We start from the raw sequence: 24,489 nt of genomic DNA on the forward strand, positions 1-24,489 counted from the left end.
AAAAGAAACGCTCGTTAGCCATTCGTGACGAGAGGGGTGCGGTAATGAGTCGAAGCCCGGGGATCCCCCGGCTGCTGCGCAGGTTGAACGACCGCTCGGCACTTGAACTCCTTCTCGCGGACGGTCCGCTGACCCGCGCCGAACTGGGGGAGCGAACGGGGCTATCCAAGGTAACCGCAGGTCAGCTGCTCGCTCGACTCGAAGAGCGGGGGCTGGTGGAGGTCGCCGGCGAGCGCGCCGGCGGCCGGGGCCCGCACGCCGCCCTGTACGCCGTGGTTCCGTCGAGCGCGTATGTCGCCGGGCTGGAGGTGCTGCCCGACAGCCTCACTGTCGGTGTGGCGGACATCACAGGTAAAATCGTTGTCGAGGTGACGGTCAACCCGTCCGACGCCCGCGATCCGGTCAAGGCGGTGCACTCGGCCGTCCAGCGGGCCTGCGCCACCGCCAGCGTCGAGCTCTCCCAGCTCCGCTCCTTCGTCATCGGCACCCGAGGCGTCGTCGATCCCCGCAGCGGCGACGTGCGCTGGTCCTACGACCTGCCCGACTGGCACGTCGGCGTGCTGGCCAGCCTGCGCCAGACCCTCGGCGGCTCGGTGACGATAGAGAACGACGTCAACCTGGTCGCCCTGGCCGAGAGCCGCTACGGCGCTGCCGTCGGCCACGACGACTTCGTGGTCATCTGGGCCGGCGTCGGCCAGGGCCTCGGCGTCATGCTCGGCGGCCGGCTGCACCGCGGCATCACCGGCGGCGCGGGCGAGATCGGCTGGCTGCCGGTGCCGGGCGAGCCGCTGCCGTCCGACGTCTCGCAGCCGCAGTCGGGCTCCTTCCAGCGCCTGGTGGGCCACGACGCCCTGCGCGGCCTGGCCGGCGAGCACGGCGTGATCGGCTATACCGTGCCCGACCTGGTCCGCAACGGCGACGAGGACTACCTGGACGAGGTGGCGGGCCGCCTGGCCGTGGGCGCGGCGGCCGTGGCCGTCGTGCTCGACCCCGGGCTGATCGTGCTCAGCGGCGACGTCGGCCGGGCCGGCGGCGAGCGGCTGGCCGCCAAGGTGGAGGAGGCCGTGGCCCGCGTGTGCCCGAGCCAGCCGACCGTGGTGACCACCAAGGTGACCGGCAACGCGGTGCTGCGCGGGGCCATGGTCGCCGCCCTGGAACAGGCCCGGGAGCAGGTTTTCTCCGACACTGTGTGAGAATTTCTGCCCATGTGGCAGCTCGACACCGACGTAGTCCTCATCTCCGACCCGCGCGTCTCGGCGATCCCCGTCCAGGAGTGCGGTGAGCCGCTGGCCGACGTACGCGGGCGGCTGCGGGTCGACACGCGGATGGCCGACGCCGACGGCGCGTACGCGCACCTGCGCGCGGGGCTGCTCGACCGGCTGGAGCGGGCCGAGAGCTCGTTGCCCGACGGCTTCCACCTGCTGATCGTCGAGGGATATCGGCCCATCGCCACGCAGCGGCGCATCTTCGAGGGGTACCGCGCGGAGCTCCTCACCACTTACCCCGACATGACGCCTGACGAGTCCTATGTTGCGGCAAGTCGGTATGTGTCTCCCGTCGAGGTCGCCCCCCACACCGCCGGCGCCGCCGTCGACCTGACCCTGTGCGCCCCCGACGGCACCGAGTACGACATGGGCACCCAGGTCAACGACAACCCCGAGGAGAGCGGCGGCGCCTGTTACACGGCCGCCGCCGGCGTCCCGGCGCAGGCCCGCGCCCACCGCGAGATCCTGGCCGCCGCCCTGGAACCCGTCGGCCTGGTCAATTACCCGACCGAGTGGTGGCACTGGTCGTACGGCGACCGCTACTGGGCCATGTCCACCGGCGCCCCCGCCGCCCTGTACGGTCCTGCCCCCTTCTAGCCAGGTTTTCCCCCGGCAGCGGTACGGGCACAACCTGTGGCGGAGGCTCTTCGGACTCCCCCAGCGAGGTGTGCATGGTTCCGTTGATCGGGATCGAAGAGGAATACCTCGTCGTCGATCCCCGCACCCGCCACGTGTCCCCCCGGGCGGCCGAGGTCCTGGCCGCCGCGACGGACATGCTCGACGTGGCCCACGAGATCACCCGTTTCCAGGTGGAGGCCCGTACGCCGCCCTCCGCCGACCTCAGTGAGCTGGGCTCCCAGCTCCGGGCAGCACGGAAGGAGGTGGCCGAGGCGGCCCGGTCCTGCGGCCTGGCGGTCGTGGCCAGCGGCATCCCGGTGCTCGGCAACGTCATGCCGCCGCCGCTCACCGACGACCACCGCTATCTGCAGGGCAAGGAGCTCTACCGGGCGTTGCAGGACGAGATCAGCATCTGCGCGCTGCACGTGCACGTCGACGTACCGGACGAGGAGATCGCCGTCTATGTCGGCAACCATCTCAGACCCTGGCTGCCGACGCTGATCGCGCTGGCCGCCAACTCGCCGTTCTTCGTGGGCCGCGACACCGGCTACGCGTCCTGGCGGGTGATCAGCTGGGGGCGGTGGCCGGTGTCCGGGGCGCCGCCGTACTTCCCGACGTTCGGCGACTACGAGCTGGCGCTGCGCGCGCTGTCGGAGTCGGGCGCGCTGATGGACCCCAAGACGGTCTTCTGGGACACCCGTCCGTCGCCGAGGCTGCCGACGGTCGAGATCAGGGTGGCCGACGTGCCGCTCGACGTGAGCGACAGCCTGACGATCATCGGCCTGATCCGGGCCCTGGTCGTGACCGCGTTGCGGGAGGTGGCGCGCGGCGACCGCGGGCTGCCGATCCCGTCGGAGGTGCTGCGGGCCGCCTACTGGCGGGCCGCCCGGGACGGCCTGGTCGGCGACAGCCTCGACGTGCGGCACGGGACGCTCGTGCCCGCCACGGTGATGGCCCGCCGCCTGTTCGGCCACGTGAGCGCCGCGCTGGCCGAGGCCGGCGACCTGACCTTCATCGAAGAGGGCCTGGAACGGCTGCTGAGCAAGGGCTCCGGGGCGGTGCGCCAGCGGCGCGTGCACGCCCGGGGCAACGACCTGAACGACGTGGTCGATGACCTGATCGAGGCCACCGTCGCCTGAACCGCCCGTTCAACACGCTACGACGCACGTACGACGCAGCTACGACCCAGCTACCACGCAGTTTTCGACGCAGTTTCAACGCAGCGCGAGCACCGCCGCCACGCCGAGGCCGAAGGTCACGACGACCCCGCGCAGCACGTTCGGCGGCATGAGCCGGGCCACGCGGGTGCCGAGGAAGCCACCCGCCAGGCTGGCCTGCGCCACCACCGCCACGGCCTGCCACTCCACCGGGCCGAACAGCGCGAACGCCACCACCGACACCGTACTGACGACCAGCGACAACGCGGCCCGTACGGCGTTGACCCGGTGCAGGTCGTCGTGCAGGAACATGCCGAGCACGGCCAGCAGCAGCACGCCCATCCCGCCGTTGAAGTAGGCGCCGTAGCAGCCGCCCAGGAACACCCCGGCGTACACCAGCCTGCTCGGCGGCCGCCCGGCCGCGCCGCCGAAGCGGTCCTTGAGCCACGGCTGGGCCAGCAGCGCGAGGCTGGCGAACGTCACCAGCCACGGCACCAGCGAGTCGAACAGCCGGCCAGGCGTGAGCAGCAGCAGCGAACAGCCCGCCACGGCGCCCGCCACCGTGGCGGCCGACAGCGCCGCCACCCTGCGCCGCTGCCCGCGCAGCTCGGCGCGGTAGCCGACGACGCCGCCCAGGTAGCCGGGCCACAGGGCCACCGCGTTGGTCACCGACGCCGTGACGCCCGGGTAGCCGAACGCCACCAGCGCCGGGAAGGAGATCAGCGTGCCGCCCCCGGCCAGAGCATTGACCGCCCCCGCCAGCAACCCGGCCCCGACCAGAAAGACAACCTCCCCCACCGTCACCACCCCACCTCCGGCCAGGACGCCCGGTCGGTGGTGGTCCGCGCCTTAGGGCGGGACGTGTGGTGGCTGGTCATCGGCCCGCCGCGTAGCCCTGGGCGCCGCGGGGGTTGGCGGCGGCCCGCAGGAAGGCGCCGTCGCGGGCCACCGCGCTCAGCCTGCCGAGCGACCACGGCCCCTCGACCTCGACCGCGTGCCCACGCCGCCGCAGCTCGGCCACCACCCCCGGGTCGAGCCGCTCCTCGACGTGCAGCACCCCGGGACGCGAGCCACGCGGGAAGAACGAGCTGGGGAAATGCGCGGAGTGGAACATGGGCGCCTCTATCGCCTCCTGGAGGTTCAGCCGCCCGTGCACGACGGCCAGGAAGAAGTTGACGCTCCACTGGTCCTGCTGGTCACCGCCCGGCGTGCCGAACGCCAGCCACGGCCTGCCGTCCCTGGTGGCGAACGACGGCGAGAGCGTGGTGCGCGGCCGCGCGCCGGGCCGCAGCGAGGCGGGCAGCCCCTCCTGCAGCCAGAACATCTGCGCCCTGGTGCCCAGGCAGAAGCCCAGCTCGGGGATCGTGGGGGAGCTCTGCAACCAGCCGCCGCTGGGCGTGGCCGAGACCATGTTGCCGAACCGGTCCACGACGTCCACGTGGCAGGTGTCGCCCCGCACCGCGCCGTCCGGCGTCACCGTCTGCTCACCGGCGCCGGTCAGGGTGCGCGGGCCGCCGGTCGGCGGTGCGTCGTGGCGGGCGACCGTCGGCTCGCCGATGCCCGGACGAACCGTCGGCTCGCCGATGCCCGGACGAACGGGCGCCGGAATGGCGGGGGAGCCGGCCGTCGTGCCGGGCGGGAGGACCGGCAGCCGCGGCTCCCGGCCGCCGGGCGCGCCCGGCCGCAGCTCCAGGCTGGCCTCGGGCCCGATGAGCCGCCGTCGTTCATCGTTGTACGCCGCGCTCAGCAGGTCGGCCATGGGCACGTCCGCGTCGCCGTACCAGGCTTCGCGGTCGGCGAAGGCGAGCTTGGCCGCCTCGGTCACCACGTGCACGTAGTCGGCGCCCAGGAAGTCGGCGGCGTCGAGGTCGACCCCGGACAGCAGGGCGAGCTGCTACAGGAAGACCGGACCCTGCCCCCAAGGTCCCGTCTTGTACACGGTGTGCCCGCGGTAGTCGAAGCTCACCGGCTCCTCGACCGTGGCGGACCAGCGGGCCAGGTCGTCCCCGGTGAGCAGGCCGCCGTGGACCTCGCCCGAGCTGTCCCGCCAGGCGGTGCCGGTGCTGAAACCGGCGACGGCCTCGGCGACGAAACCCTCGTACCAGGCGTGCCGGGCGGCGGCGAGCTGACCTTCGCGGGTGGCCGACGCGGCCTCGGCCTCGGTGACCAGCCTGCGATAGGTCGCCGCGAGCACCGGGTTGGCCAGCCTCGAACCGGGCGCGGGCACCCGGCCGTCCGGCAGCCAGGTGGCCGCCGACGTGGGCCAGTCGTGCCGGAACAGCTCCTCGACCGTCCCGATCGTGGCGGCGATCCGGTCGAGCACCGGCACGCCGCGCTCGGCGTAGTGGATCGCCGGAGCCAGCACATCGGCCAGCGACCAGGTGCCCCAGCGCTCCAGCAGCAGCATCCAGCCGCCGAACGCGCCCGGCACCGTCGCTGCCAGCAGACCCGTGCCGGGGACGACGTCCAGCCCCATCGCGGCGAAGCGCTCGACGGTCGCGGCGGCGGGGGCGACGCCCTGGCCGCACACCGCCGACACCTTCTGCTCCTGCTCGCTCCACAGCAGGATCGGCGCCTCGCCGCCGGGGCCGTTCAGGTGCGGTTCGGCGACCTGGAGCACGAACCCGGCCGTCACCGCCGCGTCGAAGGCGTTGCCGCCGCGCTCCAGCACGCCCATCCCGGCCGCCGAGGCCAGCCAGTGGGTGCTGGCGACCATGCCGAAGTCGCCCGTCAGCTCGGGCCTGGTGGTGAACAACGGTCTCTCCTCCGGGGGGACGGTTCAGGAGACTGTATACAATCCCTGGGCCTCACCCGCGCCGCGGGGTGCCGATTCCCGACTGTGCGTCCGGGTGGTTCGCGTCGTCCGCGTCGTCCGCGTGGTTCGGGTCGGCCGGGTGGTCCGGGTCGGCCGGGTGGTTCGCCGTGCGGGTCACGGCCGCGAGGAACGACCGGCGGGCGGCGGCGACGTGCGCGACCGCCCTGGCCTGGGCCTCGTCCTCGTCGCCCGCCGCGATGGCCTCGCACAGGCTCAGGTGTTCCGTCCAGGAGTGCGGCCCCCGGACGGCGGCGGTCTGGCTGAAGACCCACTGCGCCCGCAGCACCATGGGCTTCATCATCAGGTTGAGGTAGGAGTTGCCCGCCGCCTGGCCCACGGCCAGGTGAAAGGCGGTGTTGAGCTCGGCCACCTCCGCCGGTCGTCCGGCCTCCACGGCCTCCTTCGCCGCGTCGAGCACCCGGCGCAGCCGCGCGACGGCCTCGGGGCTGCGTTTGCGTGCCGCCAGCCGGGCGGCCAGGCCCTCGACCGCCATGCGCACGTCGAAGAGCTCCTCGCCCTCCTCGGCCGTCAGCCGCGCGACCGTCGCGCCGACCCGCGGGACGACCTCGACGAACCCCTCGGCCGCCAGCACCCGGATGGACTCGCGCACGGGGTTGCGCGACACGCCGAGCAGCGCCGCCAGCCGATCCTCGACCAGCCGTTCCCCCTGGGCCAGCTCACCCGACAGGATGCGACGACGCAGCTCCTCGGTGACCTCGCCCAGCAGCGTCGTACGCCCGGCGCCCCGCATCACATCAGCCATATGGCCGCCCATCGTATACAGATCCATGGGCGGCCGATCCCCGGCGACCACCGACCGGTCAGGCACGCAGGCGCAGCCCCCGGGGGGTCGGATGGAACCCGGCCGCCTCCAGGGCAGCCGCCAGCGGCGATTCCACGATGGACGCGCCGTCGGCCCGCTCCACCGTCAGCTTCCCGAGCGCCCCGTCGCGTACGGCCAGCGCCAGCGCGTCGACCGCCGGTTGCAGCCGCTCGTCGTCGGCGAACGACAACAACGTCTTGCCGCCCCGCTCCACGTAGAGGACGAGGTGACCGTCCACGAGCACGACCAGCGCGCCCGCCTTCCTGCCCGGCTTGTGCCCGACGTCGCCGGGACGTTGCGGCCAGGGGAGCGCGGCACCGTACGGGCTGGCCGGGTCAGCGGCGGCCAGCACCACGGCCCGCCGCCCGGACCCGCCCCGGCCGCCTCGACCGAGCATCCCGGCCTCGCCACCCTGGCCGAACCCGCCGCCACCGGGCCGCGAACCCCGGCCACCCTCACCGCCGCCGAACCCGCCACCGAACCTCTCGCCACCGAACCTCTCGCCACCGAACCCTTCGCCGGCCTCTCCGCCGCCGGGCCCGCCGGTCTCCCAGGCGGGGATCTCGGGCGGCGAACCGAAGCTCTCGCCCGGCCCGCCGCCGGTCGGTGCGACGCTCGGCGCCATGGCACGCATCCGGTCGACCGCGCCCGCCAGCGCGAACTGGGCACCCCCCAGCCCCTCGACGAAGTACCCCCGGCGGCACCGCCCGCTCTCCTCGTAGGCGCGAAGCACCTGGTAGACAGGCGTGAACCCGCCGGGCAGCCGTTCGGAGGTCACCGCCCCGCGCGTCACCACGCCGTGCCGTTCGAGCAGCACCTCGGCCTGCGCGTGCGCCCGCTGCGTCGCGTCGTCGGCGGGGCCGGGCAGCAGCCACCACCGCCCAGCCACGGTCGGCGGCCCGCTCCGCGACGGCAGCACGGCCCGGCGCCGCCGCGTCGTGGCGGGCCGGTGCGCGGGACGCCCGGTGCCCAGCGTGGCCCGCAGCGGCGCGAGCGTGTCGCCGGAGACCCGGCCCGACCACACCAGATCCCACAACGCGGAGACCAGCGTCGCGTCGTCGAGCGCCCCGCCCTGGGCCCCGAGCTGGTCGGAGATGCCCCGGAAGAACAGCGCGCCCCCGCCGCCCAGCAGGTCGAGCACGCGCTCGTGCAGCGGCGTCATCGTGATCTCGGCCGGCTCGGGCAGCAGCAGCGGCGCGGTGTCGGCGAAGTAGAGCGACACCCATCCGTCGCCGCCGGGCAACGACCCCTGCCCGACCCACATCACCTCGCCCGACGAGGTCAGCTCGTCGAGCAGCGCCGGATGGTAGCCGGGCACCCGCGAGGGCAGCACCAGCGTCTCCAGCGCGGACGCCGGCACCGCGGCCCCCTGAAGCTGCTCGACGGACCGCACCAGCGCGTCCATGGCCCGGGCCGCCCCGGCCCGCGAGCCGTCGGACGACGCGCCAGAACCGGTGATGCCGTGCCAGGCGGGCAGGAAGCGGGCCAGCGTCTCGTGCGCGACCGGCTCGACCTCCTTGCGCAGCCGGGCCAGCGACCTGCGGCGCAACATCCGCAGCACCCCGGCGTCGCACCACTCCTCGCCCCGGCCGCCCGGCCGGAACTCCCCGTTCACGACGCGTCCCGAGGCGGCCAGCCGCCGCAGCGCGTCGGTCACCACGGCCGCGCCCAGCCCGAACCTGGCGGCGGCGGTGCCGGCGTGGAAGGGCCCGCGGGTGCGGGCGTGCCGGGCCACCAGGTCGGCCAGCGGGTCGGGCACCGGCTCCAGGAACACGTGCGGCACCCCCACGGGCAGCGGTACGCCGAGCGCGTCGCGCAGCCGGGCGGCGTCCTCCACGGCCGCCCACTGCTCCTCGCCCGCGATGCGCACGCGGATGGCCCGTCGCGCGCGTTCGAGCTCCTCCAGCCAGGACGGGTCACCGCCGCGCACGCTCACGTCGGGCGTCAGCAGCGGCCCGTGCGAACGCAGCAGGTCGGCCAGGTCCTCGGCGTCGCGCAGCGGCCGGTCGAGCCGGGCCAGCTCGCGTTCGCTGCTCACGATCACGTCGGGGTCGAGCAGCTCGCGCAGGTCGGCCTGGCCGAGGAGCTCGGCCAGCAGCGTGGTGTCCAGCGCCAGGGCCTGCGCGCGACGTTCGGCGAGCGGCGCGTCGCCTTCGTACATGAACGCGCCGACGTAGTGGAACAGCAGCGACGCGGCGAACGGCGAGGCCTGCGACGTCTCGACCTCGACCACCCGGATCCGGCGCGCCGCGATGTCGCGCATGAGCTGGACCAGCCCCGGCACGTCGAACACGTCCTGGAGGCATTCGCGCATCGTCTCCAGCACGATCGGGAACGAGGCGTACTGGGAGGCCACGCCCAGCAGATGGGCGGCCCGCTGGCGCTGCTGCCACAGCGGGCTGCGCCGGCCCGGCACGCGGCGCGGCAGCAGCAGCGCCCGCCCCGCGCACTCCCTGAACCGGGAGGCGAACATCGCCGACCCGCCCAGCTCCTCGGTGACGATCTGCTCGATCTCCTCGGCGTCGAACGCCGCCACGTCGGTGGGCGGCTCGGCCAGCGTGTCGGGGATGCGCAGCACGATGCCGTCGTCGGAGTGCACGGCCTGCACGTCGATGCCGTAACGCTCACGCAGCCGCCGGTTGATCGCCAGCGCCCAGGGCGCGTGCACCCGCGCGCCGTAGGGGGAGTGGATCACCACCCGCCAGTCGCCCAGCTCGTCGTGGAAGCGCTCGACCAGCAAAGTACGGTCGTCGGGCACGTATCCCGTGGCCTCGCGCTGCTCGTCGAGGTAGGCCAGCAGGTTGCCCGCGGCGAACTCGTCGAGGCCCGCCTCCCTGATGCGGTCGGTGGAACCCTGCTTGGCCTGCTCCCGCAGGAACTGCCCGATCGCCCGGCCCAGCTCTGCCGGACGCCCGGCCGTGTCGCCGTGCCAGAACGGCAACTTCCCCGGCTGGCCGGGAGCGGGCGAGACCAGCACCCGGTCGGCCGTGATGTCCTCGATCCGCCACGACGTCGCGCCCAGCACGAACACGTCGCCCACCCGCGACTCGTAGACCATCTCCTCGTCGAGCTCGCCCACCCGGGACGCCTTCTCGCCCACGAGGAACACGCCGAACAGGCCGCGGTCGGGGATCGTGCCGCCGTTGGTCACGGCCAGCCGCTGCGCGCCGGGCCGCCCCTGGAGGACGCCGGTGACGCGATCCCAGACGATGCGCGGCCGCAGCTCGGCGAACTCCTCGCTCGGGTAGCGGCCGGCCAGCATGTCGAGGGTCGCCTCCAGCGCGCTGCGCGGCAGGGTGGCGTAGGGGGCGGCCCGCTTGACCACGGTCTCCAGCTCGTCGACGGTCCACTCGTCGAGCGCGGTCATGGCCACGATCTGCTGGGCCAGCACGTCGAGCGGGTTACGCGGGTAGCGCAACTCCTCGATCTGCCCGGCGCGCATGCGCTCGGCCACCACGGCCGTCTGGACGAGGTCGCCCCGGTACTTGGGGAAGATCACCCCTCGGGAGACCGCGCCCACCTGGTGACCGGCCCGGCCGATGCGCTGCAGCCCGCTGGCCACGCTCGGCGGCGCCTCCACGCACGCCACCAGGTCGACCGCGCCCATGTCGATGCCCAGCTCCAGGCTGGAGGTGGCGACCACGGCGGGCAGCCGCCCCGACTTGAGCGCCTCCTCGATCTGGGCCCGCTCCTCCTTCGACACCGAGCCGTGGTGGGCCCGGACGATCTCGCTCACCACGCCCTTGCTCGCCCCCGCCTGCGCCATCGTCTCGGCGGGCATGCGCCTGGACGGCGGCTCCCGGTCGTACGGCGGGGGCCCCTGGTCCTGCGGCGGTGTCTCCCAGATCGACAGGTCGACCGCCTCCGGCCCCTGCCGCCGCGCGTAGGCCAGCTCGTTGAGCCGGGTGCACAGCCGCTCGGCCAGCCGCCTGGAGTTGGCGAACACGATCGTCGAGCTGTGGGACTCGATCAGGTCGAACAGGCGGTCTTCCACATGGGGCCAGATCGACCGGCTGGACGACGGCTCGACCTGCTCGGGATCGGGCGCACCCTCCATCTCCGTCATGTCCTCGACCGGGACGACGACCTCGATCTCGATGCGCTTGTCGGACGGCGGCTGCACCACCGTCGCCGGACGCGTGCCGCCGAGGAAGGCCGCCACCTCGCTCACCGGCCGCACGGTCGCCGACAGCCCCACCCGCTGAGCCGGACGCTCCAGCAGCGCGTCGAGCCGTTCCAGGCTGAGCGCCAGATGGGCGCCGCGCTTGGTGGCCGCGACCGCGTGCACCTCGTCGACGATCACCGTCTCGACGTCGCGCAGCGCGTCGCGCGCCTGACTGGTGAGCAGCAGGAACAGCGACTCGGGGGTGGTGATCAGGATGTCGGACGGCTTGGCGGCGAACCGCCTGCGCTCCTCGGCCGGGGTGTCGCCGGAGCGGATCGCCACCGAGATCTCCGGCACGGGCAGCCCGAGCCGGCGCGCCGTCTGCCTGAGCCCGGCCAGCGGCGCGCGCAGGTTGCGCTCGACGTCGACGGCCAGCGCCTTGAGCGGCGACACGTAGAGCACGCGGGTGCCCGGCTTGTGCCCCTTCGCCGCGCCCTCACCCGGGGGCTGCTCGGCCGCCCGCGCCGCGAGCCGGTCGAGCGACCACAGGAACGCCGCCAGCGTCTTGCCGGACCCCGTGGGGGCGACGACCAGCGTGTTGTCGCCGCGCGCGATCGACTCCCACGCGCCCTCCTGGGCCGCCGTGGGCGCCTGGAAGGCGCCGGCGAACCATTGCCTGGTCACCTGGGTGAAGTGGTCTAGCGAGCTCACCAGCACATACTGCCTCGCGCCACCGACAGAAAACTCATTGGAGCGGCGCCGGGTGGTTGAGCGGGGGTCAAGGCGGACATACAGCGACCGTGACCATTGACTATGCCGCCGTCGAGACCAGACGCGCTGAATTGCGAAGTAAGTACGCCTTACCGCACCGGCCGTCGAGCAGCGCCCGTGGCCTGCACCACGTGGCCCTGCTGTCGTCCGACGTCGAGCGGACCATCAAGTTCTACCAGGAACTTCTGGAGTTCCCGCTGACGGAGATCATCGAGAACCGCGACTACAAGGGTTCGAGCCACTTCTTCTTCGACATCGGCAACGGCAACCTGCTCGCGTTCTTCGACTTCCCGGGGCTCGACCTCGGCCCGTACCAGGAGGTGCTCGGCGGGCTGCACCACGTGGCGATCTCCGTCGACCCCGCCACCTGGGAACGGCTGCGCGGCAAGCTGGAGATGGCCGGCGTGCCGCACCAGATCGAGAGCGGCGCCTCCATCTACTTCAAGGACCCCGACGGCGCCCGCCTGGAACTGCTCGCCGACCATCTCGGTGAGATGTACGGTGCGCGAGTTCTATGACTGTTCTGTGACTGTTCGTCCCGGCTCAGCGCCGTGACGCCCTGCGCGTACGCGGCCTGCCCGCACGCGGCTCCTGCCTGATTCCCGCGTGCCGCTCCGATCGCTGTCCCTTCTCCTTCTGGACGGTCTGCCGCATCGCGAGTAACAGCCGGCGGCGCCGCGCCCTGTTGGCCTTGGTCCTGGCGGTCTTCGGGGGTGAAGACTTGGGGGTCTTTGGCATGCGGATGTCTTACCCACACCTGACGCGATTCCATACTTGGTCCATGCGCCTGACCGAGTTCTGGAGACGGATGAACGCCCATTTCGGCGAGACCTATGCCGAGTCGTGGGCCCGCGACTACGTGATCGCCCCGCTGGGCGGCCGTACCGTCATCCAGGCGCTGGCCGACGGCGAGAGCGCCAAGACCGTGTGGCGGGCCGTGTGCCAGGTCGAGGACGTCCCACCCCGGCTACGGTGAACCCTGGCCACGTTGAGCTCAGGTCGGGGACGTTTCACCCGGGCTACGTTGAGCTCAGCGTCCGGCGGAGGGCGTCCGCCGTGGCTTCCAGGTCGTCCGCGCTGCCCTGGCCGCCCGGCGACCACAACAACGTCCAGCCTCCGCTGGAGGGGGTGGCGAAGATGATCGTCTGGCGGCGCGTGCGCGGATGCCACACCCACAACACCGGATCGTCGCCGCCGACCATGCGGCTCACCAGCCCCTGATGGGGCAGCAACTCGGCGAGCGCCTCCAGAAGGGTGCGTCGTTCCCCGGTGTAGCCACTCGCCACTTCGCCGCCTCCCAGCCAATCCCCTGCATGGGAGTCTCCCCAGCTCACGGCGTATGACAACACGTCGGCGGCAACACGCGCGGGAGATCGCGAACGCCCTCGCCCCCCACGCCCCACCTGTCACCCGGGCCCCGGTGCCGGCGCTCTTCGCGCCGGCGGGGAGAACGTCCGTGACGTCTCCTCACGCGGCGATCCGCATCCTCCGTGACGGCTCAGGCCCGTGTTCTCCGGTACGAGCCAGGTCCGTGTCATTCGGTATGGGCGGGATCCGCGTTCCCCGGCCGGGTCAGAGCTGTTCGGGACGGGGCGGGATCCGCGTTCCCCGGCCGGGTCAGAGTTGTTCGGGACGGGGCCGGATCCGCGTTTCCCGGTCGGGTCAGATGCCGCTCGTCCGTGAGGGACAGGCGTTCGTCGGCCCCGGACCCAGGCAGCCGCCCATTGGGGCGCCCCCCATCACATCCGCCCGCCGTGCCCGATCCCACGGCCGCGGCCCCCCGGGCAGACCCCACGGCCAATCGGCCGGCAACCACCATGAACGCGAGCGACGTCCGAGCACCGGCCTCGCCCTCCTCTGAACACACCGCATGCATCTCAGCAGCGTGTTCGTGATGTGATCGAACAGCCGTTCGGCTACGATGAACCTGCCGAACCGGCCACGCCTTCCCCGACCGTCTCAGAAAATGTCGGTGGCAGGCCGTAGCTTTCACTCGACTGATCGGACCACGACCCTCCAGAGGGAGCTCCCATGGCTATCAACGACCGCGAGAAGGCCCTCGAGACCGCGCTCGCTCAGATCGAGCGGCAGTTCGGCAAGGGCTCCGTCATGCGACTGGGCGACGACGCCCGAGCCCCCATCGAGGTGATCCCCACCGGGTCGATCTCCCTTGACGTGGCCCTCGGCATCGGCGGCCTCCCGCGTGGGCGCATCGTCGAGATCTACGGCCCCGAGTCCTCGGGCAAGACCACGGTCGCCCTGCACGCGGTGGCCAACGCCCAGCGGGCCGGCGGCATCGCGGCGTTCATCGACGCCGAACACGCCCTTGACCCCGAATACGCCAAGAAGCTGGGCGTCGACACCGACGCCCTGCTGGTCTCCCAGCCCGACACCGGTGAGCAGGCGCTCGAGATCGCCGACATGCTGATCAGGTCCGGCGCGGTCGACATCATCGTCATCGACTCGGTGGCCGCCCTGGTGCCCAAGGCCGAGATCGAGGGCGAGATGGGCGACAGCCACGTCGGCCTCCAGGCCCGCCTCATGTCCCAGGCGCTGCGCAAGGTCGCCGGCGCGCTCAACAGCACCGGCACCACCGCGATCTTCATCAACCAGCTCCGCGAGAAGATCGGCGTCATGTTCGGCAGCCCCGAGACCACGACCGGTGGTAAGGCGCTCAAGTTCTACGCCTCCGTCCGCATGGACATCCGCCGCATCGAGACCCTGAAGGACGGCACGGAGGCGGTCGGCAACCGCACCCGGGTCAAGGTCGTCAAGAACAAGATGGCCCCGCCCTTCCGCGTCGCCGACTTCGACATCCTCTACGGCGTGGGCATCTCCCGCGAGGGCGGCCTCATCGACATGGGTGTCGAGCACGGCTTCGTCCGCAAGTCGGGCGCCTGGTACACGTACGAGGGCGACCAGCTGGGCCAGGGCAAGGAGAACGCGCGCAACTTCCTGAAGAACCACCCCGACATGGCCAACGAGATCGAGAAGAAGATCAAGGACAAGCTCGGGGTCGGTCCGAAGCTCGACACGCCCGCCGAGCCCGCCGCCGCCGTCCCGGCTCCCGCCGCCGCCGCGCCCTCGGGTCGTGGCTCGAAGTCCACCCCCAAGCCGGGTGACGTCTGATCGGTCGGCGCATGAGTGACAGGGATCCGTCGCAGGCGCCCCGTTCCCAGGACTGGGGCGCATGGCCCGACCTCCCCGCCTCGGGGGAGCGCAGAAAGCGCGGACCCCGCGGCCGCCGGGCCACCCCCTCCGACCCGACGCCCACGTCCACCACCCCCGAGCCGTCGCCCTGGGCCACTCCGGCCGAGCCGGTGACCGGGGCCACCACCCCCGAGCCGGTGACCCGGGCTACCGGCCGTCCGGCCTCGGGCAGGGGCTCACGTGGCGCCGACCTCGCCCGGTCAGCCGCCGACGGCTGGCCGTCGGTAGACGAATGGCACGAACAACGCGCCCGTCTCCGAGCCGCCGCCTCCGAGCCCCCCACCCCCGACGACGACCACCCCTCGACCGTCCACACCAGCGCAGATGCCCCGGCTGCCCCCGACGGGCTGGACGACGCGGTGATCCGTGACGTGGTGGTTCGCGACGATACGCACGACGTGGTCGTCCATGCGCAGGTGGACGACGAAGGTGTGTCGTCGGGCTGGGGCACGGGCCGGCAGGCTGTTGTCGCGCCCCCGGCGTGGGGCCCTGGCCGGGAGATGGCCGCGCCAACCTTCCACTGGCCGGGCGACCCCCGCCCCGAAGCCGACGAGAAGGCTGCGGGCTCGGCTCGTGAAGCCGACGGGAGCCTGAGCAATGAGGCTGAGGTCGGGCTGGGTACAGGGCCGGCCGTCGCCCCGAGCAGTGAGGCTGACGTCAGGCCGCGCAGAAAGGCGGGCGTTGCGCCGGAAGGTGACGCCGGTGTCGGGCTGAACGAAGGAGCTGGCGTTGCGCCGGGCAGTGAGGCCGGTGTTGGGCTGAGCGGTGAAGCGGGCTTCGGGCTCAGGCCGCGCAGTGAGGTGTTCATGGCGTGGCCGGGCGCTGAGCCTGGCGATCCGGCAGAACGGCCCATTCCCGGCTGGCTCCACTCGGCCGACCCCAGCGCTCAGGACGACGAAGCTGCCCCCGACGGAAGCCCGGACAATCGTGGCCGAGCTGGTGGGCGGGGCAGTGGCCGGACCGGCGGACGGGCCGGCGGACGGGCGTCCCGAGGGCGCTCCGACGAGGGTGCCGACGCGCCGATCTTCGTCTGGCCGGGTGAGCGTAAGGCTCCTGCCGACCGGGACACCGCTGCGAGCTCGCCTGCCGAAGACGCCCGCACCGAACCGACCCGTAAGGGCAGTTCCGGAAGGCGTAAGAGGAAGGCCCAGGTCGACGACGGTTTTGCCGGGAGCGCGCTGGACGAGCTGAGCGATCATGACGGTGAGAGCGCTGCCAGGGTCGCTGGGCGGCGTACAAGCAGGCGGAGGGCTCAGGACGGCGAGGGCTTCTCCGGAATCCCTTCGGATGAGCTGAATGGCCCTGATGGCGAGGGTGCTGTTGATGTTGCTCCGTGGCGTACGAGCGGGCGGGCAGATCAGGAGAGCGCAGGGAGTTCCGAGGCGCAGCCGGCTGGGCTGAGTGGTCAGGATGGCGGCGGTGTCGCTGAGGAGCGCCTGCGGGAACGCGAAGATCCGTACGAGGCCGGCGGCGTTGGCGGGAAGCCGGAGGGGGAGGCCTCCTTCGCGGAGAAGCGCGGCGCCGATGAGTGGCATTCTGAGGTGCTGGCCGGAAGCAGCTGGTTCGGCGATGAGCAGGACGCGGGTGGGAAGAAGCGTTCAGGCAAGGGGCGCCGGACAGGCGGCCGGGGCACTGGACGGGGCAGCGGCAGGGGGAGCGGACGCTTCGGGAGAGGAACGACCGGTCGTGGCGGCCCGCTGTCCGACGGCTCGCTGTCTGACGGCCCCCCATCCGACGGCCCCCCATCCGACGGCCCGCTCTCCGACGGGCCATCGCATGGCGGGCTGCTGCCTGATGGGCCGGATGTCGGAAGTTCCGCTGCGGCGGCACCTGCGGCAGACCCGGAGTCCGTTGCGCGGGCCATCTGTCTTCGGCTGCTCACCATGGCTCCCAAGACGCGGGCGCAGCTCGCCGAGGCCCTTCGCAAGCGGGACGTACCGGATGAGGCTGCCGGAAAGGTGCTTGATCGGTTTGTCGAGCTCGGGCTGATCAATGACGAGGCGTTCGCGGAGGCATGGGTCGATTCTCGGCACCACGGTCGGGGCCTCGCCAAGCGTGCGCTCGCGGCCGAATTGCGCCATCGGGGTGTGGACACCGAGACCGTGAAGGAAGCCGTGGAGCGCCTGGACTCCGACCAGGAGGCCGAGACGGCCCGACGGCTGGTGGACCGTAAGCTCGCCTCCACCCGATCCCTCGACTCGCAGACCCGTACGCGGCGTCTGGCCGGCATGCTCGCGCGCAAGGGGTACTCGTCGGGACTGGCGTACCGGGTGATCCGGGAAGCCCTCGAACAGGAGGGCATCGACCTGGAGGATGACTTCTCCTAATCCCTCAGGACCCTCCGGCTGGCCTGCCGCCAGGTGCGAAGCCCTCTCACGCTTCGGGCTCAGGGAGATGGAGGGGCTATGGCCTGCTGGCTGGCGCTGGCCCCTCTCCCGCTCGGGGCTTGAGGGAGGGACTGGAGGTCTGCTGCCCGATCAAGAGCTGAGGGGGCCGAAAGAGCTGCGGGGGCCGAAGGGGCTGGGGGGGCCGAAAGGCTGTGGGGTTGATCGTCGGATTCGGAGCTTCTCGCGCTCGGGCTCAGCAGATGACGGGTTGTGGGGCTGCTGATGGGTCTGAAGCGTCTCGTGTTCTGGGGGCAGAGAGGTCTCGTGTTCCGGGGGGCAGAGAGGCGGAGGGCGTGCGGTGCTGCATGGATGGGCGCCCATGAAGGTGGGGGTGGGCCCGGAGGAGGCAAGGCTGGGGGGTCGGCTCTGAGCGCTGGTCAGTGGAAGCTCGGGGATTCGCTTGGAGTGCTGGGCGGTTGCGGGGGCGGGATTAGTGGAGTTGGCCGGTTTGGTGTAGGTGGTCGAAGATGAGTTGGTCGACCGGGGACACGCGGTCGCGGTCGGCGTAGGTCAGCCAGGTGATCTCTTCGATCTCGTTGCTGGGTGTCGGGACTCCGTGGTGCTCGGCGGTGTAGCAGGTCATCCGTACGGTGACGCCGTCGGCGTGGCCGTGTGCCTGGGCGTGGAAGGTGCCCAGGTGGGTGGCGGTGGTCGGGATGATGGTGATGGAGAGTTCTTCGTCGATCTCGCGGATCAGGGTGTCGAGGTCGCTTTCGCCGGGCTCGCGTTTGCCGCCGGGGAGGTAGTAGGCGCTCTTGCCGCGTGAGCGGGTGCTGAGGATCTTGTTGTCGTCCAGGTGAATCCAGGCGATCTTGTCGATGAGGGTGTTCATCGTGTGCTCCTGTCGGGGCGGGTGAGCCGGTGTCGGGCGTTCGAAGAGTTTCTCGCGTGCGACGGAAGCTGGGACTGGAGGGGTCCGCCGGAGCTCTACGGATTGATGGCCGGTGGTCGCCGGATGGCGGGTTGTGGGCTTTGTCTGGGCTATGGGGGTTGGAGAGGTGAAGGTGGGGGACAAATGGGGGGTGATCGTGGGTTATGTGGTTGATTGGGGAGATGCGGGCCCGTAAGACACGCTTGAGGACGCGTTTGCTTGCTCGTGACCTGTTCGACGCATAACCTCGACGGCAGTGAGGAGTTACTCCGCGCAGTGCGGATTGCCATACCGGTGAACGACGGACGTACGAGCTCGGTTGATCGAGGCAGGCGAGGTGTCGGCTATGGGGGCCGATGCCCGGTCAGCCTTGGCCTGACATCGGTCCTGGAGACGACGCCGACCGGGCTTTCCGTGGCGCGCACGTGACCCCTCCCGTTTTGGGTCCGCGTTATGAGGTGTTGACGACGCGAGGAGGGCGGGGCGCGCATGCAGCCGCTTGTCGTGGTGCTGATGGTGGCGGTGCTCGTGCTCGCGTTCGGGATGATCGTGGCGCTGCTCGTCGTCATACGCCGTACCTCTGGCGGTTTGCCCCGGAAGTCCGAGCCGAGCCCTGAGCAGGTGGAGGCCGTACACGCGGAGCTTGAGGAGGCGCGGGAGCGTGCCAAGGAGATCCGCGCCAAGGCGGAGAGCGACGCCGAGGAGATCCTGCGCAGGTCGGAGAGCGCCGTCGAGAGCGCCGCGCAGATGCGGCGGGAGGTCGAGGAGGAGAGCCGGATCCTGAAGTCCGAGCTCAAGGAGCTCCGGACCGATCTCGAACGCAGAGAGGCCAGGCTGGCCGAGCGCGAGCAGCGGCTCGACGAGGAGGCCAGGCGGCAGTCCGAACGGGACAGGAAGCTGGCCGAGACCGAGGTCGAGCTGGCCGACCGGCGCGAGGAACTGCTCCAGGTCGAGGACGAGCGGCGGGCGATCCTGGAACGGGTCGCCGGGCTGACGGGGGAGCAGGCCAAGTCCGAGCTGGTCAAGGAGATCGAGAACCAGGCCAAGCGCGAGGCGGCGCTGATCATCAGGGAGATCGAGGGCGAGGCCCGCAAGGAGGGCGAGAAGCGGGCCACCAAGATCGTGACGCTGGCGGTCCAGCGGGTGGCGGCCGAGCAGACGGCCGAGTCGGTCGTCAGCGTGCTGCATCTGCCCGGTGACGAGATGAAGGGCCGGATCATCGGTCGCGAGGGACGCAACATCCGGGCGTTCGAGTCGACCACGGGCGTGAACCTGATAATCGACGACACGCCGGAGGCGGTGCTGTTGTCGTGTTTCGACCCGGTTCGCAGGGAGACGGCGCGGCTCACGCTGGAGAAGCTGGTGCTGGACGGGCGCATCCATCCGCAGCGCATCGAGGAGGCGCACGACCGCAGCCGCCAGGAGGTCCAGGACCTCTGCGCGCGGGCCGGCGAGGACGCGCTGGTCGAGCTGGGCATCACCGACATGCACCCCGAGCTGACGCTGCTGCTCGGGCAGCTTCGATACCGCACCTCCTACGGTCAGAACGTGCTCAAGCACCTCATCGAGTCCGCGCACATCGCCGGGATCATGGCGGCCGAGCTCAAGATGAATCAGCAGCTCATGAAGCGGTGCGCGCTGCTGCACGACATCGGCAAGGCCCTCACGCACGAGGTCGAGGGCAGTCACGCGCTGATCGGCGCCGAGATCGCCCGCCGGTACGGCGAGCAGGAGGACGTGGTGCACGCCATCGAGGCGCACCACAACGAGGTCGAGGTCCGTACGGTCGAGGCGGTGCTCACGCAGGCGGCCGACGCCATCAGCGGCAGCCGTCCGGGGGCGCGCAGGGAGTCGCTGGAGGCGTACGTCAAGCGGCTGGAGCGGCTGGAGGAGATCGCGCAGTCGTACGAGGGCGTGGAGAAGGTGTTCGCCATGCAGGCCGGGCGGGAGATCCGGGTCATGGTCAAGCCGGACGCGATCGACGACATCCAGGCGCAGGTGATCGCCCGGGACGTGGCCAAGCAGGTGGAGGAGGAGCTGACGTACCCGGGGCAGATCCGGATCACGGTGGTGCGCGAGTCCCGCGCCACCGAGTTCGCCCGCTGACCCCGAAGAGGCCGCCCGCCGGCCCCAAGAACGCTCATCCATTTCCGAGGGATCCCGTCCGTTCCAGGATTCCGCCGGTTCCAGGATCCGGCCGGTTTCAGGAGGCGGGAAGCGGGCGAAGGCGGTGCGCCCGGCAGGACGCGCCGCCTCGCATCGTCAGGCCAGGCGGAGGCTCGTAATGTCAGGCCAGGCGGATCCGGGGGTCGAGGAGTCCGTAGGCGATGTCCACGATCAGGTTCGCCACCACCACGGCGGTGGTGGCCAGGATGACGACGCCCATGATCACCGGCAGGTCCCCGCTGATGAACGCCTGCACCACCGCCTGCCCGATGCCGCCGAGCCCGAAGACCGACTCCGTCACCACCAGACCGCCGATCAGCGTGCCGATGTCCACGCCGAGCTGGGTGACCACGGGGGTCAGCGCGGCGCGCAGGCCGTGCCGGTAGATGACCCGGCCCTCGGGCACGCCCTTGGCGCGGGCCGTACGGATGTAGTCCTCGCCCAGGACGTCCAGCATGGAGCCCCGGGTGAGCCGGGCGTACGAGGCCGCCTGGACCATGGCCAACGTGATCCACGGCAGGATCAGGTGCCGGGCCCATTCGCCGGGGTTCTCGGAGAAGGGCACGTAGGAGTCGGGCGGCAGGATCGGCGCGCCCGCCATGGTGAGCTGGAAGAAGAAGAAATACAGCAGCAGCAGGCCGACCACGAACGTCGGCATCGAGACCCCGGCCAGGGCCAGCGTGGTCAGGGCGCGGTCGAGGAACGACCGTACGCGGGTGGCGCTGAGCACCCCGGCGCCGACGCCGACGCAGAGCCACAGGACGGCGCCGCCGAGCACCAGCGAGAACGTCGGCGGGAAGTCCTGGGCGAGCAGCTTGCCCACCGATTCGCCCGAGAAGTACGACTGGCCGAGGTCGCCGTGCAGGAGCCGGCCCAGGTAGTCGAAGTACTGGACGATGGTGGGACGGTCGAGGCCGAGGTTGTGCCGGATCAGGTCGACCTGCTCGGGGGTGGCCTGGCGGCCGGCCAGCGTACGGGCGGGGTCGCCGGGGGCGACGAAGAACAGGAAGAACGTGCCCAGGGAGACCAGCCACAACACCAGCACTCCGAGCAGCGTGCGCCGCAGCAGGAACCGTCGCAACATCAGCCCTCCACCTCCTGAAGCAACCCCGGCATCCCACCCCGGTCATGAAACGTCGGCATCGGCCCCCCCAGCAGCGGCATCGGACCGGCCGGCAGCGGCATCGGACCGCCCGGCATCGGCATCGGACCGCCCAGCGGCGGGCGCGGAAGCCGGACCGGAAGCCGGAGCGGAAGCCGGGCCGGAGGCCGCACGCCGGTTCCGCCGTCGCCGGCGGCTGAAGAGCCGTTCCATCCGGGGATCGATGGCGTCCCTGATCCCGTCGCCCACCAGGTTGAACGCCAGCGTCGTGATCAGCAGCGAGGCCGCCGGGAAGCCCAGATACCAGTACGCCACCCGGTAGAACCCCTGGGCCTCGCTCAGCAGGTTCCCCCACGACGGGGTAGGGGGAACGATCCCGAGCCCCAGATAGGACAGGGTGGACTCGAACACGATCGCGGCCGGCACCAGCAGCGTGGTGAGCACGATGACGGGGGCCAGCAGGTTCGGCAGGATGTCCACGAACATGATGCGCGCGTCGCCGGCCCCCATGGACCGGGCCGCCTCCACGTACTCGCGTTCCTTGAGCGACAACGTCTGGCCGCGCACCACGCGGGCGATCGCCGCCCAGGAGTAGAACGAGATCACCCCGATCGTCGCGGTCAGCGAGGGCCCGGCGATGGACACCACCGCGATCGCGAAGATCAGGTACGGGAACGACAGGACCACGTCCATGAGCCGGGACAGGATGGTGTCGATGACGCCGCCGTAGTACCCGGCCAGCAGCCCGATGACGACCCCGATCAGCGCCGCCACGCCGGTCGCGACCACGCCGACGAGCAGCGAGACGCGCGCGCCGTACAGGACCCTGATGAACAGGTCGCGGCCGAGGCGGTCGGTGCCGAACCAGAACTCGCCGTTGGGCGCGACGGGCAGGCCCTGGTCGGTGATGCCGGTGTCGCGGAACTGCTCGTCGGGGTCGTGGCCGTTCCAGGCCGAGATGAGCGGCGCGGCCAGGGCGAGCAGGCACAGCAGCACGACGACGATGCCCGAGACCAGGGCCACCCGGTCGGACCTGATCCGCGCCCAGGCGAGCTGCCAGGGGCTGCGTCCGGCGATCGTGCGGTCGGTGACGACGTCCGGACGGATCTCCGTGAGAGTCATGCGGTCCTCCCGGCGGTCAGGTCCTCGCCCGCCTCGACGGGGTAGTGACAGGCCACCAGGTGCTCCTGGGGCGCCAGCAGCGGTTCCTCGGCCGAGCAGCGTTCGCGCGCTTTCGGGCACCGCGGATGGAAGCGGCAGCCGGTGGGCGGGTCGATCGGCGAGGGCACGTCGCCGGTGAGGATGATGCGGTGCCGCCGTTCGGCCTCGTCGGGGTCGGCCACGGCGGTCGCCGACAGCAGCGCGTTCGTGTACGGATGGCGGGGCACGGCGTGCAGCTCCTCCGCGGTGGCCAGTTCGGCCACCTTGCCCAGGTACATGACCGCGATCCGGTCGCTGACGTGCCGCACCACCGACAGGTCGTGGGCGATGAACAGGTACGTCAGCCCGAAGTCGTCCTGGAGGTCCTTGAGCAGGTTGAGGATCTGGGCCTGGATGGACACGTCGAGCGCCGACACCGGCTCGTCGCAGATGATCAGCCGGGGCCGCAGCGCGAGCGCCCGCGCGACCCCGATGCGCTGCCGCTGCCCGCCGGAGAACTCGGCGGGGAACCGGTTGTAGTGCTCGGGGTTGAGCCCGACCCGTTCCATCAGCTCCTGGACGGTCCGCCGCAGCTCCTGGCCGCTCTGCACCCGGTGGATGACGAGCGGGTCGGCGATGATCGAGCCGACCCGCCGGCGCGGGTTCAGCGAGCCGTACGGGTCCTGGAAGATCACCTGGATGTCACGCCGGAAGGGCCGCATCCGGCGCCGTGGCAGGTTCGTGATGTCGGCGCCGTCGAAGCGCACGCTGCCGGAGGTGATGGGATGCAGGCCCGCGATGCACCGGGCGAGCGTGGACTTGCCGCAGCCGGTCTCGCCGACCAGGCCGAGGGTCTCGCCCGGCGACAGCGACAGGCTGACGCCGTCGACGGCTCTGACCTGGCCGATCGTCTGCTTGATCAGCATGCCGCTGGTGATGGGGAAGTGTTTGACCAGGTTCTCGACTTCGAGCAGCATCAGGCCTCCTCCGCCGTGCCGAGCACCGCCCGCTTGCGCAGCGCCTCGGCGTCCGCGCCGAGCCCGATCGCCTCGTGCGGCAGCCAGCACGCCGAGGCGTGCCCGCGCGCGCCCGTGATGGAGGCCAGCGGCGGCCGTTCGGCGGGGCAGACCGGCATCACGTACGGGCAGCGCGGATGGAAGGCGCACCCGGACGGGATCGCGATCAGGCTCGGCGGCGAGCCGGGGATGGGCCGCAGCCGTCCGCCGCGGTCGCCGGTGCTGCCCGGGATCGACTCCAGCAGGCCCTTGGTGTACGGGTGGTGCGGTTGGTAGTAGAGCGTGCGCCGGTCGGCCCGCTCGACGACGAGCCCGGCGTACATGACGAGCACCTCGTCGGCCATGCCGGCCACGACGCCGAGGTCGTGCGTGATGAGGACGAGCGCGATGTCGAACTCGGCCTGCACCCGCCCGATCAGCTCAAGGATCTGCGCCTGGACGGTCGCGTCCAGCGCGGTGGTGGGCTCGTCGGCGACGATGAGCTTGGGGTTGAGCGCCAGCGACATGGCGATCATCGCCCGTTGCCGCATGCCGCCGGAGAACTGGTGGGGATAGTCGTCCACCCTGCGGTCGGGGCGCGGGATGCCCACCAGGCCCAGCAGCTCGACGGCCCGTTTCCTGGCCTCGGCCCGGCGGGTGCCGGGGTTGTGGACGCGGATCAGCTCCTCGATCTGCCAGCCGACCTTGTAGAGCGGGTGGAGGCTGGTCAGCGGGTCCTGGAAGACCACGCTGATCTCCGCGCCGCGGATGCGGCGAAGCTGCTCGTTGTCGAGCCCGAGCAGGTCGACGCCCTCGAACAGGGCCGTGCCCGAGATGTCGGCGTCGGGGGTCAGCCCGAGTATCGCCTGGGTGCTCACGGTCTTGCCGCTGCCGGACTCGCCGACGATCGCCAGCGTCTCGCCGCGATCGACGGTGAACGACAGCCCCCGCACCGCCTGGACCACGCCGTCGGAGGTGGGGAAGGACACCTGGAGGTCGGTTACCTCAAGCAGGCTCATATGTCTCCCTCGCGGCCGTCCCGCGGGCCCGCCTGCCGGCGCGCC

Annotated in this window: 17 protein-coding genes and 1 pseudogene; 8 read left to right on the plus strand and 10 right to left on the minus strand. The window is 71.7% G+C overall.

Annotation, left to right across the window (positions count from 1 at the left end; translation table 11 throughout):
- The first annotated feature begins 44 nt into the window (after positions 1 to 44).
- The 3 genes from AB0J71_RS18180 to AB0J71_RS18190 all read left to right on the plus strand — a co-directional run bounded on the left by AB0J71_RS18180 (position 45) and on the right by AB0J71_RS18190 (position 3,022).
- Entirely contained in the window at positions 45 to 1,193 is a 1,149-nt protein-coding gene (locus tag AB0J71_RS18180; protein WP_352323153.1) for an ROK family transcriptional regulator, read from the plus strand.
- 12 nt (positions 1,194 to 1,205) lie between these two features.
- On the plus strand, positions 1,206 to 1,862 hold the full coding sequence (locus AB0J71_RS18185) for a M15 family metallopeptidase (RefSeq protein WP_364415053.1): 657 nt from the start codon (positions 1,206 to 1,208) through the stop codon (positions 1,860 to 1,862).
- Between the two features lie 74 nt (positions 1,863 to 1,936).
- Complete coding sequence (locus AB0J71_RS18190; RefSeq protein WP_352323151.1) at positions 1,937 to 3,022, plus strand: glutamate--cysteine ligase; 1,086 nt, start codon at positions 1,937 to 1,939, stop codon at positions 3,020 to 3,022.
- A gap of 75 nt (positions 3,023 to 3,097) precedes the next feature.
- Here the strand turns inward: AB0J71_RS18190 and AB0J71_RS18195 are convergent, their stop codons facing one another.
- From AB0J71_RS18195 to AB0J71_RS18210, 4 genes and pseudogenes are all read right to left on the minus strand, one after another.
- Positions 3,098 to 3,838 carry a sulfite exporter TauE/SafE family protein gene (locus AB0J71_RS18195; RefSeq protein ID WP_364415055.1) on the minus strand — a complete coding sequence of 247 codons (741 nt, stop codon included), beginning with the start codon at positions 3,836 to 3,838 and terminating at the stop codon, positions 3,098 to 3,100.
- Between the two features lie 76 nt (positions 3,839 to 3,914).
- Positions 3,915 to 5,756, minus strand: a pseudogene (locus AB0J71_RS18200) (gamma-glutamyltransferase family protein).
- A gap of 91 nt (positions 5,757 to 5,847) precedes the next feature.
- Positions 5,848 to 6,618: a GntR family transcriptional regulator gene (locus AB0J71_RS18205; protein WP_364415057.1), complete on the minus strand. Its 771-nt coding sequence runs from the start codon at positions 6,616 to 6,618 to the stop codon at positions 5,848 to 5,850.
- A 58-nt stretch (positions 6,619 to 6,676) separates the two neighbouring features.
- Positions 6,677 to 11,494 (minus strand): ATP-dependent helicase, encoded by a 4,818-nt coding sequence (locus AB0J71_RS18210; protein WP_364415059.1) that lies wholly within the window; start codon positions 11,492 to 11,494, stop codon positions 6,677 to 6,679.
- 89 nt (positions 11,495 to 11,583) lie between these two features.
- Between AB0J71_RS18210 and AB0J71_RS18215 the strand changes: the two genes are divergently transcribed.
- Together AB0J71_RS18215 and AB0J71_RS18220 are read left to right on the plus strand one after the other, a co-directional pair.
- A complete protein-coding gene (locus AB0J71_RS18215; protein ID WP_352323147.1) occupies positions 11,584 to 12,072 on the plus strand; it encodes a VOC family protein in 489 nt (162 codons plus the stop codon).
- A 263-nt stretch (positions 12,073 to 12,335) separates the two neighbouring features.
- The gene (locus AB0J71_RS18220; RefSeq protein WP_352323146.1) at positions 12,336 to 12,530 is read left to right on the plus strand and encodes a DUF3046 domain-containing protein; all 195 of its coding nucleotides are present in this window, start codon (positions 12,336 to 12,338) and stop codon (positions 12,528 to 12,530) included.
- A 43-nt stretch (positions 12,531 to 12,573) separates the two neighbouring features.
- Here AB0J71_RS18220 and AB0J71_RS18225 read toward each other — a convergent pair whose 3' ends face one another.
- A complete protein-coding gene (locus AB0J71_RS18225) occupies positions 12,574 to 12,840 on the minus strand; it encodes a hypothetical protein (protein WP_352323145.1) in 267 nt (88 codons plus the stop codon).
- A gap of 745 nt (positions 12,841 to 13,585) precedes the next feature.
- Between AB0J71_RS18225 and recA the strand changes: the two genes are divergently transcribed.
- Both recA and recX read left to right on the plus strand, forming a co-directional pair.
- Entirely contained in the window at positions 13,586 to 14,683 is a 1,098-nt protein-coding gene (gene recA / locus AB0J71_RS18230; protein WP_364415061.1) for a recombinase RecA, read from the plus strand.
- A gap of 440 nt (positions 14,684 to 15,123) precedes the next feature.
- Positions 15,124 to 17,091, plus strand: coding sequence for a recombination regulator RecX (recX, locus tag AB0J71_RS18235; RefSeq protein WP_364415063.1), 1,968 nt, complete (start codon positions 15,124 to 15,126; stop codon positions 17,089 to 17,091).
- A 490-nt stretch (positions 17,092 to 17,581) separates the two neighbouring features.
- On the opposite strand, the gene AB0J71_RS18240 is transcribed toward recX, so the two are convergent.
- Positions 17,582 to 17,983 (minus strand): NUDIX domain-containing protein, encoded by a 402-nt coding sequence (locus AB0J71_RS18240; RefSeq protein ID WP_364415065.1) that lies wholly within the window; start codon positions 17,981 to 17,983, stop codon positions 17,582 to 17,584.
- A gap of 528 nt (positions 17,984 to 18,511) precedes the next feature.
- Here AB0J71_RS18240 and rny point away from each other — a divergent pair.
- Positions 18,512 to 20,128, plus strand: coding sequence for a ribonuclease Y (gene rny / locus AB0J71_RS18245; protein WP_352327359.1), 1,617 nt, complete (start codon positions 18,512 to 18,514; stop codon positions 20,126 to 20,128).
- 181 nt (positions 20,129 to 20,309) lie between these two features.
- Here rny and AB0J71_RS18250 read toward each other — a convergent pair whose 3' ends face one another.
- The 4 genes from AB0J71_RS18250 to AB0J71_RS18265 are packed head-to-tail and all read right to left on the minus strand — an operon-like array spanning position 20,310 to position 24,444.
- Positions 20,310 to 21,272 (minus strand): ABC transporter permease, encoded by a 963-nt coding sequence (locus AB0J71_RS18250; protein WP_352327360.1) that lies wholly within the window; start codon positions 21,270 to 21,272, stop codon positions 20,310 to 20,312.
- A gap of 42 nt (positions 21,273 to 21,314) precedes the next feature.
- The gene (locus AB0J71_RS18255; protein ID WP_364415067.1) at positions 21,315 to 22,412 is read right to left on the minus strand and encodes an ABC transporter permease; all 1,098 of its coding nucleotides are present in this window, start codon (positions 22,410 to 22,412) and stop codon (positions 21,315 to 21,317) included.
- A complete protein-coding gene (locus AB0J71_RS18260; RefSeq protein WP_352327362.1) occupies positions 22,409 to 23,407 on the minus strand; it encodes a dipeptide ABC transporter ATP-binding protein in 999 nt (332 codons plus the stop codon). Before AB0J71_RS18260 ends, AB0J71_RS18255 begins: the two co-directional genes overlap by 4 nt.
- Positions 23,407 to 24,444, minus strand: coding sequence for an ABC transporter ATP-binding protein (locus tag AB0J71_RS18265; RefSeq protein WP_364415069.1), 1,038 nt, complete (start codon positions 24,442 to 24,444; stop codon positions 23,407 to 23,409). The genes AB0J71_RS18260 and AB0J71_RS18265 overlap by 1 nt, the downstream gene beginning before the upstream one ends.
- Positions 24,445 to 24,489: the final 45 nt, after the last annotated feature.

The organism is Nonomuraea sp. NPDC049637 (assembly GCF_040675235.1).
Classification (GTDB): domain Bacteria; phylum Actinomycetota; class Actinomycetes; order Streptosporangiales; family Streptosporangiaceae; genus Nonomuraea.